This window comes from Janthinobacterium salmonicoloratum, assembly GCF_051380845.1.
Taxonomy (GTDB): domain Bacteria; phylum Pseudomonadota; class Gammaproteobacteria; order Burkholderiales; family Burkholderiaceae_D; genus Janthinobacterium; species Janthinobacterium lividum_F.
In genome coordinates this window covers 175,439-191,104 of record NZ_JBNYXV010000007.1, presented here as the reverse complement: position 1 = coordinate 191,104, position 15,666 = coordinate 175,439, and the positions used below count along the sequence as shown (strand labels likewise).

Here is a 15,666-nt window from a genome sequence, read left to right as displayed (position 1 = left end):
TGCGCAGAACTGGCATTCCGCTGCCGTGCGAGGTCGCGTGGGAATGCCATTTATGCTAGTCAACTAGTTAATACATGGTTTCTTCGATGAGCTGGCCATCGTCGCGGAAATACTGAAACCGGCCCGTTTTCTTGCCCATGTTGTAGGCGCCGATCTGCTTCGGATTCCCGTTGTGGAAATTTTCGATGTTGACGCCATGCAGCACACCCTTGTGCCAGTTGCGGTGAAATTGCGGCAGTTCGCCATCGGGATAAAACAGAGTTTCCGCGCCATCGCGCTTGCCGTCGGCAAACGTGCCCTGGTAACGCCGCTTGCCATCCGGATAAAAACTTTCCATCGTGCCATCGAGAACGCCCAGGCGGTAATGTTCGACCAGCTGCAGCTGGCCATCGGCCGCGTATTGCTCCAGCTTGCCATCGGGCTTGCCGTCGAGCATGGTCAGTACTTGCCAGCCGCCGTCCGGCGTCGCCTTCTTCCACGGCCCCTGCTTGACGTCATCGACGTAGTTACCGCCACCGCCAGGTTCGACCCACTGGCCCTGCTTCTTGCCATTCACATACTGTCCCTGCCATTGCACCACGCCATCGACACGACGCTCGCTGGGCCCATTCAAGCGATCCTTCACAAAATGGTCGTAACCGGTGAAACTGTGCATGTCCGCTTCGCGCCATTCAGGCAAGCCCGGGCTCACTTCCCAACGGCCCGTGCGCTGGCCTCGCTGCATCATGCCCGTCGTGGTTTCATCGCCGCTTTCATAGGTCCACGGCCCCTCGGCCTTGTCATCGACAAAGGCGCCAGACGAACGGATGGTGTTCGGCTCTTCGTAGTGCCATACACCGGTACGCTTGCCCTGCGCATACTGGCCACGGGCGAATACGCTGCCCACGCAGCAATTCACGTCGTATTCGATGAATACCCCATCCTGACTGGCGGCAAAGCGTTGCGGCTGCGTTTCCCAGGTGATCCACTTGATGTGATAACTGGGCGCATGGCCCCCTTGCCAGCCCTTGCCCAGCAGATACGTGACGGTAAGGAAATGACCATCCTTTTCCTGGAAGGTTTTTTTATAGGCAAACGCGGGCGCTTCCGCCGGTTTGCCCGGCAGTAAGTCACCGTCGATATTGAAATAGCCGACCAAGGTGCCATGGCCATGCTCGATGGCGTCGAACTCGGCCACACCCGTGGGCGCGTAAGCGATGCTGTAATCGATCAGTTGCAAACTGGCCAGCGCCGCGCGCGCCTGAGCTTCATCCATGGTCTTGGCGCCGTGCACGATGGCGTCCAGGGTCGGCTGCAGGGTGACCACCTTGAACATTCTGCCACCGCTGCGTTCGTAGCGGTAGGCATGCAGGCCGTAGGGGTTATCACTGCGCGCGCCACTGCGGCTGAGCACGAACGTTGTTTCGCCTTCGCTGTCGAGGTCAAGCTGGAACACGGCTTCGATGCTGGCCTTGCCATACCTGTCCAGGTTCATGCGTTTTTCGCTGCCTTCATTGCACTGGCAATAGTAGCCGTTGACTTCGCCATTTTCCCGCAGGAAGGCCAGCACCACGCCGCCGTCGCGGCGCTCGACGGCGCTGGCGGTGGCCATGGGGGCGCCTTCATAGAACCGCGCTGCAGCCTGCGCTGGCGCCAGGGCGCCCAGCGCCAGCAGCGCCGCCATCGTGCTCATCAAAACTGTTTGCCGCATGCCATCTCCACTGCCTGAAAACCGCCATTATGCATGGCCGTTCAGGCAAGACCGGACACGCCAGGACGCTGGCGCCACAGGGGCCGCTGCACCGTCTGCGCCAGCAGCACGCCCAGCAGCGAAATGCCGCCACCGACCAGGTGGTACACATGCATGCTTTCGTGCAGCCAGACGATGGCCAGCAAGGCCGTCAGCAGGGGCAGCAGGTTGACGTAGATGCTGCAGCGGTTCGGACCCAGCAGTTTTACCCCTTCGATCCACAGATAAGACAAAACGATGGACGAGCAGATGCCCGCATAGCCGATCAGGGGCAAGGTGGTGGCGTCCAGTCGGGCGCTGCCGGGCGGCAGCAACAGGAACAGCGGCAGCATGCACGCCAGGGCCGCCAGCGCCTGGCAATAAATGGCTTGCCAGGCGGGAATGGATAAACGCCAGCGGCGCAGCAGCACGCCGTACAGGGCAAACACCAGGCAGGCGAGCAACATCAGCGCATCGCCCGCATGCACGCCTTGATGCAGCAGGGCCAGCACATCGCCGCGCCCCACCAGGTACAGCAGGCCGCCAAACGACAGCACGCCGCCGGCCGCCATGCCGACCGTCAGGCGCTCGCCCAGCAGCAGCACGCTGAGCAGGGCCGTCATCAGGGGCGCCAGCGCCGTGACGATGGCCATATTGGTCGCCGTTGTCGATTCGGCCGCGCGGTAGGACAGGCTCTGGAACAGGGCCATCGACATCACGCCGCACAAGGCCAGTTGCCACCACTGGCGACGGATGGCGGCGCGGTTGCGCCACAGGGGACGGGCAATAAACGGCGTCATCACCAGCAAGACCAGCACCAGGCGGTAAAAGGTGATGGCTGTAGGAGCGATGCTGGACGCCGCCAGCTTGGACACGACGACGTTGCCGGCCCACAGCAGCATGGCCAGAAACGGATACAGATAGGCGCGCACAGGCATGCGAGGCTCCATAAAACATTGCGGGTATTCATCATGCCGCAGACGCGCCACGCTTTCTCGCGCTAAGATGTCTGCACCTATCGCAAAACTGACCTTTTTTTATGGATTGCACCTCCCCCGCCTTTCAAGAATTGCTGCCCGTCACGTCGCGCGCCATGGCGCTGGCCGTCGACTATGCGCATGGCCACGTGATTTCCGTGCACCGCCACACGCATGCACAATTGCTGTACGCCATCGAGGGCGTGATGACCATCGAGGCGCAGGGTGGGCGCTGGGTGGTGCCGCCCACGCGCGGCGTGTGGCTGCAGCCCGGCATCGCGCACCAGGTGCGCATGAGCGGCGCCGTGAAAATGCGCACCGTCTTCATCGACTGCGCCAGCTCACCGCTGCTGCCGCGCCACAGCTGCGTGCTCGACATCAGTCCCCTGCTGCGGCAACTGATCGTGGCGGCCGTCGACATCGCGCCCGATTTCACGGACGGCAGCCGCGACTGGCATCTGCTGCAATTGCTGTTGCACGAGCTCGACAGCCTGCCCGTACTGCCCCTGTATCTACCCTTACCCGTCGATGCACGCCTGCGCGGCATCTGCGCGCGGCTGATGGCACAGCCGGGCGAACAGCAGACGGTGGCGCACTGGGCACAGGAACTGGCGATCACCGAGCGCAGCCTGCACCGTTTGTTTCAGAAACAGACAGGCATGCGCTTTGGCCAGTGGCGCCAGCAGGCGCGCCTGCTGCGGGCGCTGGAACAATTGGCGCACGGCAGCAAGGTCATCGACGTGGCCATGGATAACGGCTACACCAGCCAGAGCGCCTTCACGGCCATGTTCAAGAAGCATTTCGGCACCACGCCAACCGCGTTTTACCAGGCAAAAGTCATCGCGGCGTAAAAAAAATGCTGCTATGCATCAATAATCATGGGCGATAGTCGCCGCTCTTGTTATCATCGCAAGCCTTATCGCACCGCGCCCATCCTGGCAGCGGTGTTGACCTCAATCACATCACCATGACACAGAATTTCTTCCAGACATTTATCCTGCTCTTGCTTGTCACCGATCCGTTCGGCAACGTTTCCCTGTTCGTCAATGCCCTGAAACGGGTGCCGGTCGAGCGGCGCTGGAAAGTCGTGGTGCGCGAATGCATGATCGCCTTCGGCATCTTGCTGCTGTTTATGTTCTTCGGCCGCCATTTTCTGAACGCCTTGCAGTTGTCGGAAATAGCGCTGCGCATCGGCGGCGGCGTGATCCTGTTCCTGATCGCCATGCGCATGGTGTTTCCGCAGCCCAACGCGGGCAATAGCGACCACGAGATGGGCGGCGAACCGTTCATCGTGCCGCTGGCTATTCCCGCGCTGGCCGGCCCGTCGGCACTGGCGACCGTGCTGCTGTTTTCCTCGCATGAAATGAACGAAGTGATCGCCCACGTGGCGGGGCTGACAGCCGTGGCCGTCGTCTGGCTGGCCGTCTTCCTGTGCGCCGAACGCTTGCAGCGGGCGCTGGGTCCAAGAGTCATGACGGCGTTTGAACGGCTGATGGGCTTGATTTTGACGGCGATGGCCATTGAAATGTTGCTCGCTGGTATACGCGCATTCCTGAAATCCGTCTAAGAACACCTATCAAAACCTACTGCGCGTCGCGATTTGCGGCCTGCGATGCTCACTGCCTCGGCGGCCCCGTGCATTCGCACAGCTGCGCTTCTCTGCCACAACCACTGCCGCTCGCTAGGGTTTTGTTAGGCGTTGTAAGATTATTATTCATCCACTGGAGGAATCACCATGAGTCGTTGCGCCCACCTTAGCCTGATGGCCGATTACAACCAGTGGATGAACGCCAAGGTCTACGCGGCGGCGGCCAGCCTGCCGCCGGGCGAACTGCAACGCGAGCGGGGTGCGTATTTTGGTTCCCTGCTGGCCACCTTGAACCACGTGATGGTGGGCGACACCCTGTGGTTGCAGCGCTTCGCCAAACACCCGGCCGGATTTCCCTTGCTCGACCCCATCCGCGCCATCACGCCACCCGCTTCGCTCACGCATCCGCTGTTCGCGGCCGAGGATTTTGCCGCCATGCACGCGCACCGGCAGTGGCTGGACCAGCTCATCGTCGACTGGGCCGCCTCCATCACGGAAGCCGACCTCGACCATTTGCTCGATTACCGCAACAGCAAGGGACCGAACCGGCGCGAGTTTTTCAGCCTGCTCATGCATTTCTTTAACCACCAGACCCATCACCGGGGCCAGGCCAGCACCCTGCTGTCGCAAGCGGGCGCGGACATCGGCGACACGGACTTACTGTTTCGCATCCCCAACCATATTGCCGACTGAGAACGGGCGGTAGCGCCACGCCTTCAGCGCGATCACCCCCAGCGCCAAGGCACCCAGCAGCGCACCGCACGCCAGCGCGCCCTGCATGCCATAGCGGGCGATGGCCATGCCACCGGCCAGCGCGCCCAAGGTCACGCCCAGGTTGATGGCAGCGATATACACGCCGATGGCAAACGCGGGCGCCTCGCGCGCTTCGCTGCTGAGCCACACTTGCGTGACGATCAGCCCGCTCGTGTGCGCGGCGCCCCAGAACAGCAGCAGTACCGCCAGCGCCGCCCAGCCGATACCGCTGCCCGCATACTGGTACAGCAAGCAGTAAGCCAGCCCCAGCAGCACGGGCTGCAGCAAGACCGTGCGCAGTACATGCGTGCCCAGCTGGCGCCCCGCGAACAGATTGCCGGCCACGCCGCCCACGCCAAACACTACCAGCGCCAGCCCTGTCTGGCGCGCCGACAAGCCCGTTTCCTGCTGCAGGTACGCGGCCGCATACGCATATACGGCAAACATGGCGGCAAACACCAGCACGGCGGCGGCAATGGTAAGCCACAGGGCGGGCTTGCGCAGCACGGCCAGCTGGCGGCCATACGCCATCGGCGCCTCGCGCGGCATGTCCGGCAAGAACAGGTACAAACCCAGGGCGGCCAGGATATTCACCAGCGCGCAGGCAAGGAACGATGCCTCGTAGCCATACTGGGCGGCGATCCACGTCGTCAACGGGATGCCCAGCACCATGCCCATGCTGGTGCCCGTGAACGCATGCGCGCCGGCCCGCGCCGCCTGCTGCGGCGGATACAGGGCGACGGCAGCCACCATGGCCAGCGAGAAATACACGGGGTGGAACAAGGCCGGCACGAGACGCAGCGCCAGCAACAGCTCGAAGCGGGGCGCATACGCCGACACCACGCTGGCCAGCGCGAACACCAGCAGGGAGACGATCAGCACACGCTTGCGGCGCCAGCGCGTGGCCAGCAGCACGAGGAAGGGGCCACCCACGGCGATCACCAGCGCGAACAGGCTCACCAGCGATCCCGCCTGCGCGGCCGTCACGCCGTAGCGCTGCATGATCATAGGCAAGATGCCCACCACGCCAAACTCGATGCAATACACGCCGAACAGGCCCAGCGCGAGGAAGACGATCGGGTGCGGACGCGTCATGGCATTTCCTTGGCGCCAGCGTCATTGCTGCCATACACTGCCTGGCACAGTTCCGTCACGAACGGCCCCGCCATGCCCTCCAATGCCGTATTCGTGAATGCCACCACCGACAGTTCTTGCGCAGGGTCAACAAACCACGAGTGACCATACGTGCCGCCCATGCGCCAGCTGCCCACGGACTCCGGTGTGGCGGCGGCAAGCGGATCCGTCAATACGGTAAACCCCAGCCCAAAGCCACGGCCTGGCCAGAACGGCAAGTCGAAGCCGCCCGTCTGGCTTTCGACCATCTGGCGCGCCAGCGCCGCTGGCAACAGGGGCGCGCCGCCCAGGCGCAGGGTTTCCAGCAGACGCATGAAGTCAGGGGCGGAACCGACCATGCCGGCGCCGCCGGACGGATACGCTTGTGCATCGCGAGCGCGCGCCGGCGACAAGGTAAAACCTGCCATGCCATCGAGAAACGGCAGATGGTCTTCGCCTTCGTCCAGCAAGCGGCGCGGCCGGGACTCTCCCGCTGCGCGGTCCGCATAGGCGACGGCCAGGCGCGCCGGATCGGTGGCCAAAAAGCCCGTGTCGCGCATGGCCAGCGGCGCCGTCACCAGGGTCGATATTGCCTGCGCCAGCGGCATGCCAGCCGCCTGTTCGATGACGGCGCCCAGCACATCGGTGGCGATCGAATACGCCCAGCGCTGGCCCGGCGCATACGCTAGCGGCACGGTGGCCAGGCGGCGCAGATTGTCTGCCAGGCTCATGCGGGAGGCATCCATGCCGTCGGACACCCCCGCCTGCGCATACGCGCCGCCCGGCGGCTGGAAGAAGCCATAGTCGAGTCCGGCCGTGTGCGTGAGCAAATGCCGCACGGTCATCGCCGCCACCGTACCGTCCGGCTGGCGCGGCGCAAAATCCGGCAGCCAGCGCGTCACCAGGTCGTCCAGCCCCAGCCGGCCTTGCCCCACCAGCGCCAGCGCCGCCGTCGAGACGATGGGTTTGCTGACGGATGCCAGGCGGAAGACGGCGTCCTCACGCATGGGCCTGCCCGCTTCGCGGTCCAGGTAGCCGGCTGCGCGGCGGTACACATCCTGGCCGCGCTGACGCACCAGCACCACGGCTCCCACCAGGCGCTGCTGCTGCAACACGGTGTCCAGCAGGGGATCGATGCGGGCGGACAGAGCCGCAGGAGAGAAGTTGCTAGTCATGGTAAAGCCTTTCAAATAATCAGGCTTTCAAGGTAAGGCAGGCGCGATAAAAGAAAAATGGGCTATAGTTTCTTTTTGTGCGGACGTTTGCATCCGCAATCAAAGGAAAACAATGGATAACCTGGCGGGATTCACGGCCTTCGTGCAGGCAGCCGAAATGCGCAGCTTCGTGGCGGCGGGCCGGGTGCTCGGCATTTCCGCCTCGGCCGTGGGGAAGAGCATCGCGCGGCTGGAAGAGCGCCTCGGCGTGCGCCTGTTTCACCGCAGCACGCGCAGCATCGCACTGACCAGCGAAGGCACGGTATTTCTCGAACGCTGCCGGCGTATCCTGGGCGAGATCGAAGCGGCCGAGCTGGAGTTATCGAACAGCAAGAGCACGCCGCAAGGCAGGCTGCGCGTCAGCCTGCCGCAGGTGGGCAGCCTGCTCAATCCCGTGCTGGCCGCTTTTGCGCGCGCGTATCCACTGGTGGAACTCGACCTGGATTTCAGCGACCGCCGGGTCGACGTGATCGAGGAAGGCTATGACGCCGTGGTGCGCGCGGGCGAAAGTGCCGACAGCCGTCTGATGAGCCGCCAGCTGGGCCAGTTCCAGCTGCAGCTGGTGGCCGCGCCCGCCTACCTGGCGCAGCACGGCACGCCGGTACTTCCCGCCGACCTGGTACTGCACACTTGTTTGCTATACAAATTTCCCAGCAGCGGCAAGGTCGAGGCCTGGCCTTTGGCCGAATGGCCAGCCCTGCAGGCGACCGGCTTGCCGGCGCTACTGAACTGCAACAATGTCGAGACCTTGCTGCACTTTGCCGAAAGCGGCCTGGGCATCGCCGCCCTGCCCGACTTTGCCGTACGCACGTCGCTCGCGGTGGGCCGCTTGCGGCCGGTACTTGACGCGCACCGCCAGCACAACGGCGCCTTTCGCATCCTGTGGCCCAGCAACCGCCACCTGACGCCGAAACTGCGCGCCTTCATCGACTTTCTGTCCACGCACGTGTTTGCAGAAAGCTGAACCCGCATCCAGCACCGCGCTCGTTGTTTCCACACGACAACTTATTTGATTTGCTACCAATTTTTTAACTTTTTGCCGACTTGATACAAGTTTTTGTATTGCAGTGCGGAATTTTGAGGAACAATTACAGGCTGGCTGATGCTACGTATAAACCCGTACCCCTGGCCTGTCGACGTTTTCCCTCACTTCCGCACCACGAAAGCAATCATGTCACTCACACAATTCAAAATCGGCACCCGGCTCGGGATCGGATTTGCTGTCGTCCTCGGCCTGCTGGTGGCTGTTTTGCTCGTCGGCCTGTACTCCATGGGGCAACTGAGCGCACGCACGCATGACATCGTGGCCGACAAGAACGTCAAAATGGCAGCCGCCAATACCATGAGCGACAACGTGCGCAACATTACCCTGGCGATCACCAGCATTGTGGTGGCGCCGACGGAAGCGCTGGTGCAGGCGGAACTGGCAAAGATTGGCGAAGCGCGCAAGAAATACGGCGCCGCCAAGGAAACCTTGCAAAAGAAAATCTCGACGGACAAGGAAACGGCGCTGATGGCCGAACTGGACGCCGCCCTGAAATCGGGCGCGCCGCTGAACAACAAGGTCATCGAGCTGCGCAATGCGGGACAAACGGAAGAGGCGATCGCCTTTTTGACGCAGCAGGCGGCACCCAGCCTGAAGATCGTGCTGGGCGCGCTCGACAGCCTGGTCGCCTATGAAGCGCAGCAGGCGGCGCAGGCGGCAACAGACGCCGAAACGCTCAGCACGAGTGCGCGCGCCTCCATGATTGCCCTGGGCAGCGTGGCCGTGCTGCTGGGCGCTTTTGTTGCCTGGATCATCACGCGCTCGATCACCCATCCCATCAATGCAGCCGTGGCCGTGGCGGAAACCGTGGCCTCGGGCGACTTGTCGTCGCACATCGTCGTCAATTCCAGCGATGAAACGGGCCGCCTGCTGGGCGCCCTGAAAGCCATGAACACCAGCCTGCTGGGCGTGGTGGCGCAAGTGCGCAGCGGCACGGATGCGATCTCCACGGCATCGAGCGAAATTGCCGCCGGCAACCTCGACCTGTCATCCCGCACGGAAGAGCAAGCCAGTTCGCTGGAAGAAACGGCGTCGGCCATGGAAGAGCTGACCTCGACCGTGAAACAGAACGCGGACAATGCGCGCCAGGCGAACCAGCTGGCGAAAAGCGCGTCGGAAGTGGCCGTACGCGGCGGCAGCATCGTCTCGCAAGTGGTCGACACCATGGGCACCATCAACGCGTCGTCGAAGAAAATCGTCGACATCATCGGCGTCATCGACGGCATCGCCTTCCAGACGAATATCCTGGCCCTGAATGCGGCCGTGGAAGCAGCGCGCGCCGGCGAACAGGGCCGCGGCTTCGCCGTGGTGGCAACGGAAGTGCGCAACCTGGCGCACCGCTCGGCCTCGGCGGCCAAGGAAATCAAGGAATTGATCGCCGCGTCCGTCGCCAACGTGGACACGGGTTCGCGCCTCGTCAATGAAGCGGGACAGACCATGGGCGACATCGTCGACAGCATCGTGCGCGTGACCGATATCATGGGCGAGATTACCTCCGCCACGCACGAACAGACCATCGGCATCGAGCAGATCAACATGGCCATTGCCCAGATGGATGAAGTGACGCAGCAAAACGCGGCCCTGGTGGAAGAAGCGGCGGCCGCCTCGCAAAGCATGCAAGAGCAGGCGGGCGAACTGGCGCACGTGGTGGGCTTCTTCAAGACGGGCAACAATATTGCCAGCGCACCCAAGCTGACTCCTGTGCGCGCAGCACCAGCAGCGGCAGCCATCGCACGCCCCGCGGCCAAGCCCGCACCTGCACGCAAAGCCGTCGCGGCCGCGCCGGCGCGCCGCAGCAATGCTGGCGCCGAAAGCGAATGGGAAGAGTTTTAAGACGTTTTAAGGAGTGTGTCCCGCCTGCGGAACGGCGAACAGGGCTGGCAAAGCCCGGTTCGCCTTCAGCGTTTGCCGCAAGTAAGTGTTCAGTTGCCCTCCCGGTGCAGCCGGCGCCGGGCCGCCAAGATGCTGCTGCAGCAATTGCTCCAGCAGATATACCGCAGCCTGGCGATACAGGGGCAGGTGCGGATTGTGCCCTTCTTCGGGATCGAGCAGCAGGCTGACAGGCTTGCCGGACAGCTGCAAACGGGCCACATAATCGGTCACCGATGCAATCTGCACCGTGCTATCCCTGGCGCCAGCCATGATCAGCAGCGGCTTGCCGACCTGCTCCGTGTGGCGTACGGGGGCGGCAGCCTCCAGCGTCCGCATGGCGGCGCCATCCTGCAAGTCCACGCCCAGATCCTGTAAACGCAGCGGCAATGCCGGGTCGCCGCCCGGCGCGCTGGCGATGAAGCGCAGGGTGCGCGCGAAGTCGGGCGACGGCGCGATGGCCATGCCGAACTGAAACAGCCTGGGCGTGTGGGTCAGCGCCAGCAAGGTCGCATAGCCGCCAAAGGAATGGCCGGCAATGGCCAGGCGTTGCCGGTTGCCCACCCCTTGCCGCAGCAGCCAGTGCACGCCATCAACGATGTCGGCCTGCACACGGCCGTTGCCCAGGTCGCCACCGGCCGCCGTCATGTAATGCAGGCCATAACCGACGGAAGCGCGGAAATTCGGCTGGAACACGGCGACACCGCGGTTCGCCAGCAATTGCACCAGCGGCGCGTAAGCGGGGTTGACCCGTTCCCACGGCCCGCCATGGACCAAGGTCAGCAGCGGCATCGACGCGGCCACCTTTCCGGGCGGCAAGGTCAAGTATCCATGGACAAGCACACCATCCGACGCCAGGTAATGGATGGGGCTGGTCTGCGCCAGCTGGCCTGCCGGCACAGGCTGGCCAGCCGCGCGCTGCGCCTGCAGGATTTCACGCGTGCTGCGACGGATACTGTCGTACAGCCAGTAACGGTCGTGGTGCAGGCGTGATCCGCTCTCGGTCAGCAACAGTGTCGCCCCGCCTCGCGCCGCTTCGATGAAGACGCCACCCTGGCCGAATTGCCGGTCGATATCCACCACGGCGCGGCGCGCCAACGGTGTCAGCCCGGCATGGTGCAGCAAGGGCGATTCGAACAGGGCAAACAGCGGCGCACCTTGGTCCGCATCGCTGATCACCCGGCGGATATCGGCCAGGCCGGCGCGGTCGGCATGCACGACGCGACGCTTGCCTTGTGCCAGATCAATCTCCACCAGCACGCTGCGGTCGCCATGCTGCGCCATGAGCATGCTCAGCCGGGACGCATCAGGCGTGGCCGCCACCAGCGTGCACTCGTCGACGCGCTGGCAACGCAGCACCTCTTGCCAGCCTGCGGCCTGGCGACGCGCGATGCTGCGCATGCCATCGCTGGCGATGGTCATGGCAAAGCCCAGCTGGCCCGTGGCATCCAGCAGGAAGCCGGAAAGCTGTTCGCCCTGGTACAACAGCTCGCGCTGGCCTTGCAGGTCAATGCGCTCCAGGCGATAAGCACCGCTGGCCGCAGTGTAGCTTGCCATCAGCACATGGCGCGCGTGAGCGGCGTCTGCGGGAAACAAGCGATGCTCGGCCCTGCCGTCGAAAGCGGCCAGCTTGTAGCTGCTGCCATCGGCAACGGATACCACCGACACGCCGTCCGGCATGGCCAGGATCAGCGTGCTGCTGTCGCCGGACCAGAATAAGGCCACGGGCCCAGGCAAGGCCAGCAGGCGCCTGCTCACTTGCGTGCGGGTATCGAGCACATGCAGGCTGGCGTTTGCCCCCTCGCCATCCAGATACGCTACCGACGCCCCGTCCGGCGACAGGCGTACCGCATGCAGATGCGGGCGACGCTCGAAGGCAGCGCTGGGAATGCGCGGCGCAGGCGGCAGCGCGGCATTGCGTGCCAACAATGGCGCCAACGTCATGGGCACCGCCAGGGCCTGCGCCAGCGTCAAGCCAGCCGCCAGGAACAGGACAGCGCACCAGACACGGTGCCGGCGGCCCAGGCCCATCATGTGACCAACGCAGCGGCAAGCGGGCGCGCCTGCGGTACTGGCGAGCGCGGATGCAGGATCAGCAGCGTCAGCAGGCAGGGCGGCCCCAGCAGCGCGCAGGCCAGCAGCCAGGCGCGCTGCACATCGCCGGCCTGCCGCCGCCAGTACCACGCGCCCACAACGCTGAGCAAGGCGGCCAGCAGTGCGGCGCTCCAGACGGCAGCCGGACGCGAGGCATGCCGGGCATTGTCGTCAATCCAATCCGGCACGGCGCCATCGGCGTACATCCTCTGCGGCAGATTGACGAGCGCATGCAGCACGGGCGAGAGCCACCAGTCGGCGTGTTCGAACAGCAGGGGAAAATCGTGGTCGATGGCGCGCGTGGCGACCGGCTGCGCGCGGCCGCTGGCGTCGATGAACAGCAACGCTTGCGTACTGCCTGGCACGCCTGACTGCATGGCGCGCCCACCCGTGATGGAAACCAGCGTACCGTCGAGCAATGGCGCAAGATCAACCCGCTCCAGGTTGCTCAGCGGAACAGGCAATGGCAGGCGGAACACTTCCGTATCGGCAGCACCGCGCTGCGCCGCCGCAGGCGCATAGGCGAGCAGGTGGCCGTTGCTGAGCACATACACACGTTCGCCGATTTTCTTCGGTGCCGCCACCGCTTGCTCGCCAGCTGGCAAGCGCGCCTGTAGCCGTAGCGCATGGCCAGCCGGTTCGAATGCCAGCACCATGTTTCCGGTGAGCACATTTCCGGCAAGTACGGGTACGCCGGGAAACGCCTGCAAGTCGCCCAGGCCATGCAGCCCCAGCTGATTGACGAGCGCCCCCGTGCGCATGTCGTGCACGTCGAAACGCATGCTGCCGTGGTTGAAGGTCAGCCGCTGCTGCAGATCGGTCAACTCGGCCTGCGGCGGTGCATTCTGGTTCGACAATTGCTGTCGCACGGCATAGCGCGTGATCGTCGCTTGCAAGGTCCCCACTTCGAGCAAGGGCAACTGGCGCCGCCACAGCGGCGCGCGCTCATCCTGGGCGCCAGCCAGTCCGGCCAGCATCAGGCGGCGGCCATCGGCGCGGTTCACGTCCGCGTAGCCGCCAGCCGGCGGCATGGCCATCGTCTGCGGATGCTGGCCCAGGCCAATCCGGGCGATGTGAAAGACCGCCAACGTACCCCACAGCACCAGACAATACATGCCCACCACCAGGGGCACCGCCTGCGCCAGCGTGGCGGCGCGGCCGCCGGCGAGCGGCATGCGGCTGGGCGTGAAACTGGCATGCGCGTTCCACATCAACAACGCGGCGCAAGGCAGCGTCGCCAGCAGCAGGCTGATCGCGCTGGCCGCGTGCATCAGCATCAGATAGGGCAGCAGGACAAGCAGGAAGGCACAGCGCAGGCGGCTGAGCATGATGGCGGCACCGCACAACCAGGCGATCAGCGTCATCATCGCCAGGTAAGGCACGGCCAGGTAGTGGCGCAGGTCGACCGTGCCCGGCGACAGAAAATCAGTGCCCAGCACGGTCAGCAGCAGCGGCAGGCCGATGGCCAGGGCGATCAGCGTGGCCGAGGCCAGCATCAAGCCTCCCAGGATGGCGCCGGGAGCCAGCGGCCGGTGCAGCAGCCACAACCAGCGGCTGGGCTGGCGATAGCTGCCGATCTGATGCAGTGCAAGGCCCAGACCTGCCAGCATGCACACGGCCAGGATCACCAGTTGCATGGGCCAGCCTTGCTGGAAGATGCTGCCGAGGCGGGCCAGGAACAGTTGCAGCAGTACATGGACGGCAGCAAAGATCAGGGTGGCCCGCAGGTAGCGGCGGCATTCGTTCAGGTACAGGTCGCGCATGAAGAAAGCTTTCTCAGGCCGCGTGCAGCGCGGGGTTAGCAGAGGAAATATGGCCGCGCGCCAGCAAGGCATTGATGGCACGGTCCAGGCTGACGGGCATGTTGTACACGCTGCGCGCACCCAGCAGGCGCAGGCGCGCGGCAAATTGCGCTCCCTGGTCCAGCACCATGAAGTGGCTCAGGCCGTCGATATGTTCGGTATGCAAGATGCCGGGCAGCACGCTGGTATCGGGTGGCAGGAAGGGAAATTCGGCCACCCACAGCAGTACCCGCTCGCACAGGACGCCTGGCGCGCAAGCCTGCAACAAACGCCCGCGCTCGAGAATGATCAACTGGTCGGCCACGCGCTCGATTTCCTCCATCTGGTGCGAGCAATAAATAATGGTCATGCCATCGCTATAGCTGCTTTCCATCATGGCCCCCAGGAACAGTCGCTTGGCTACCACATCGAGGCCCAGCGTGGGTTCGTCGAGGATCAGCAGCTCGGGACTTTGCCCCAGCGCCAGCGCCAGGTTCACGCCGGCACGTTCGCCACGCGACAGCTGCGCGATGCGTTGGCCAGGCAGTACATTGAAGTTGCGCAACACGCTGCAATAGCGTGCCTCATTCCAGCCCGGATACAGGCGACGTTGCATGGCCGTCAGTTCATCGATCGTCAGCCACAGGGGCAAAGTGTGCTCCTCGTTGACATAGCCGATGCGTCCACGCAAGTCCGGCGTCAGCCGGGCGCAGTCACAACCGAGGATACGGGCGCTGCCTCCGGTAGCCGCCTCGAAGCCCAGCAGCACGCGGAACAGCGAAGACTTGCCAGCGCCATTCGCGCCGACGATGGCATGGATGCCGCCGCGCGCCACGCTCAAGCTTAACTGGTCGAGCGCATGCTTGTCCTTGAAACGCAGCGATAACTTATCGGTCTGCAAGATGGGTTCGGTCGTCATCGGGCGCTCTCAGGCGGTCTTCTTGGGAACGCACAATGCCAGCTCGCCGGCTACCCGCTCCAGCACCACGCCAGCGGGATAGTCGAGCGCGATGACGTCGCCGACGAAGCGGGTTAACGCCTCGTCCAGGCGCCGCGCACGTTCTTCTTCGGACAGGCGCTGGCGCGGTGCAGCCACGAACAAGCCCAGGCCGGCGCGCGCATCGAGCCAGCCCTCCGCCGTCAGTTCGCTGTAAGCCTTGGCGACCGTGTTCGGATTAATGCCCAGCTGCAAGGCCAGGCCACGGACACTGGGCAAGTTCGCGCCCAGCGTCAACTCGCCGCCAGCGATCAGGCGCCGTACGCCGTCAACGATCTGGCGATGGATGGGACGCGGATCGCCTGTAGCGATCTGTAGCATCAAGGGACTGCGACGATTCATGGCATGACTCCACTGTACTATTACAGACAGTACAGTAACAGCGAAAATGACAAGCTGTCAACGATAAAGATACGTAGGAAGTTGCCGTCCGGCTTCATTCCAGCGACAGGCCAACTTTTTTTTGCGGCAAAGCCCGCGCAATAGGCGAAAGTGCAAAACGTGCAGCGCGCATACGCTTTACAATC

General features: G+C 64.0%; 13 protein-coding genes. 5 read left to right on the top strand and 8 right to left on the bottom strand.

What is annotated here, in order from left to right; translation table 11 throughout:
- Positions 1 to 67: 67 nt before the first annotated feature.
- Positions 68 to 1,690, bottom strand: coding sequence for a toxin-antitoxin system YwqK family antitoxin (locus ACQ4WY_RS25190; RefSeq protein WP_436506410.1), 1,623 nt, complete (start codon positions 1,688 to 1,690; stop codon positions 68 to 70).
- Positions 1,691 to 1,731: 41 nt separating this feature from the next.
- Complete coding sequence (locus ACQ4WY_RS25185) at positions 1,732 to 2,646, bottom strand: DMT family transporter (protein WP_436506409.1); 915 nt, start codon at positions 2,644 to 2,646, stop codon at positions 1,732 to 1,734.
- 101 nt (positions 2,647 to 2,747) lie between these two features.
- Between ACQ4WY_RS25185 and ACQ4WY_RS25180 the strand changes: the two genes are divergently transcribed.
- The 3 genes from ACQ4WY_RS25180 to ACQ4WY_RS25170 all read left to right on the top strand — a co-directional run bounded on the left by ACQ4WY_RS25180 (position 2,748) and on the right by ACQ4WY_RS25170 (position 4,966).
- Positions 2,748 to 3,536 carry an AraC family transcriptional regulator gene (locus ACQ4WY_RS25180; RefSeq protein ID WP_353659606.1) on the top strand — a complete coding sequence of 263 codons (789 nt, stop codon included), beginning with the start codon at positions 2,748 to 2,750 and terminating at the stop codon, positions 3,534 to 3,536.
- Between the two features lie 116 nt (positions 3,537 to 3,652).
- The gene (locus ACQ4WY_RS25175) at positions 3,653 to 4,252 is read left to right on the top strand and encodes a MarC family protein (RefSeq protein ID WP_353659605.1); all 600 of its coding nucleotides are present in this window, start codon (positions 3,653 to 3,655) and stop codon (positions 4,250 to 4,252) included.
- Positions 4,253 to 4,420: 168 nt separating this feature from the next.
- A complete protein-coding gene (locus ACQ4WY_RS25170; RefSeq protein ID WP_436506408.1) occupies positions 4,421 to 4,966 on the top strand; it encodes a DinB family protein in 546 nt (181 codons plus the stop codon).
- Here the strand turns inward: ACQ4WY_RS25170 and ACQ4WY_RS25165 are convergent.
- Positions 4,931 to 6,121 (bottom strand): MFS transporter, encoded by a 1,191-nt coding sequence (locus tag ACQ4WY_RS25165; RefSeq protein ID WP_436506407.1) that lies wholly within the window; start codon positions 6,119 to 6,121, stop codon positions 4,931 to 4,933. The genes ACQ4WY_RS25170 and ACQ4WY_RS25165 overlap by 36 nt on opposite strands.
- A complete protein-coding gene (locus tag ACQ4WY_RS25160) occupies positions 6,118 to 7,314 on the bottom strand; it encodes a serine hydrolase domain-containing protein (RefSeq protein ID WP_436506406.1) in 1,197 nt (398 codons plus the stop codon). Before ACQ4WY_RS25160 ends, ACQ4WY_RS25165 begins: the two co-directional genes overlap by 4 nt.
- 112 nt (positions 7,315 to 7,426) lie before the next feature.
- Between ACQ4WY_RS25160 and ACQ4WY_RS25155 the strand changes: the two genes are divergently transcribed.
- Together ACQ4WY_RS25155 and ACQ4WY_RS25150 are read left to right on the top strand one after the other, a co-directional pair.
- Positions 7,427 to 8,317 carry a LysR family transcriptional regulator gene (locus ACQ4WY_RS25155; protein ID WP_436506405.1) on the top strand — a complete coding sequence of 297 codons (891 nt, stop codon included), beginning with the start codon at positions 7,427 to 7,429 and terminating at the stop codon, positions 8,315 to 8,317.
- A gap of 207 nt (positions 8,318 to 8,524) precedes the next feature.
- Positions 8,525 to 10,231 carry a methyl-accepting chemotaxis protein gene (locus ACQ4WY_RS25150; RefSeq protein ID WP_436506404.1) on the top strand — a complete coding sequence of 569 codons (1,707 nt, stop codon included), beginning with the start codon at positions 8,525 to 8,527 and terminating at the stop codon, positions 10,229 to 10,231.
- A 6-nt stretch (positions 10,232 to 10,237) separates the two neighbouring features.
- Here the strand turns inward: ACQ4WY_RS25150 and ACQ4WY_RS25145 are convergent, their stop codons facing one another.
- The 4 genes from ACQ4WY_RS25145 to ACQ4WY_RS25130 are packed head-to-tail and all read right to left on the bottom strand — an operon-like array spanning position 10,238 to position 15,481.
- Positions 10,238 to 12,301 (bottom strand): S9 family peptidase, encoded by a 2,064-nt coding sequence (locus ACQ4WY_RS25145; RefSeq protein WP_436506403.1) that lies wholly within the window; start codon positions 12,299 to 12,301, stop codon positions 10,238 to 10,240.
- Positions 12,298 to 14,124 carry a hypothetical protein gene (locus tag ACQ4WY_RS25140; RefSeq protein ID WP_436506402.1) on the bottom strand — a complete coding sequence of 609 codons (1,827 nt, stop codon included), beginning with the start codon at positions 14,122 to 14,124 and terminating at the stop codon, positions 12,298 to 12,300. Before ACQ4WY_RS25140 ends, ACQ4WY_RS25145 begins: the two co-directional genes overlap by 4 nt.
- 13 nt (positions 14,125 to 14,137) lie before the next feature.
- Entirely contained in the window at positions 14,138 to 15,061 is a 924-nt protein-coding gene (locus tag ACQ4WY_RS25135; RefSeq protein WP_436506401.1) for an ABC transporter ATP-binding protein, read from the bottom strand.
- Positions 15,062 to 15,070: 9 nt separating this feature from the next.
- Complete coding sequence (locus ACQ4WY_RS25130; protein WP_436506400.1) at positions 15,071 to 15,481, bottom strand: GntR family transcriptional regulator; 411 nt, start codon at positions 15,479 to 15,481, stop codon at positions 15,071 to 15,073.
- Positions 15,482 to 15,666 lie beyond the last annotated feature (185 nt).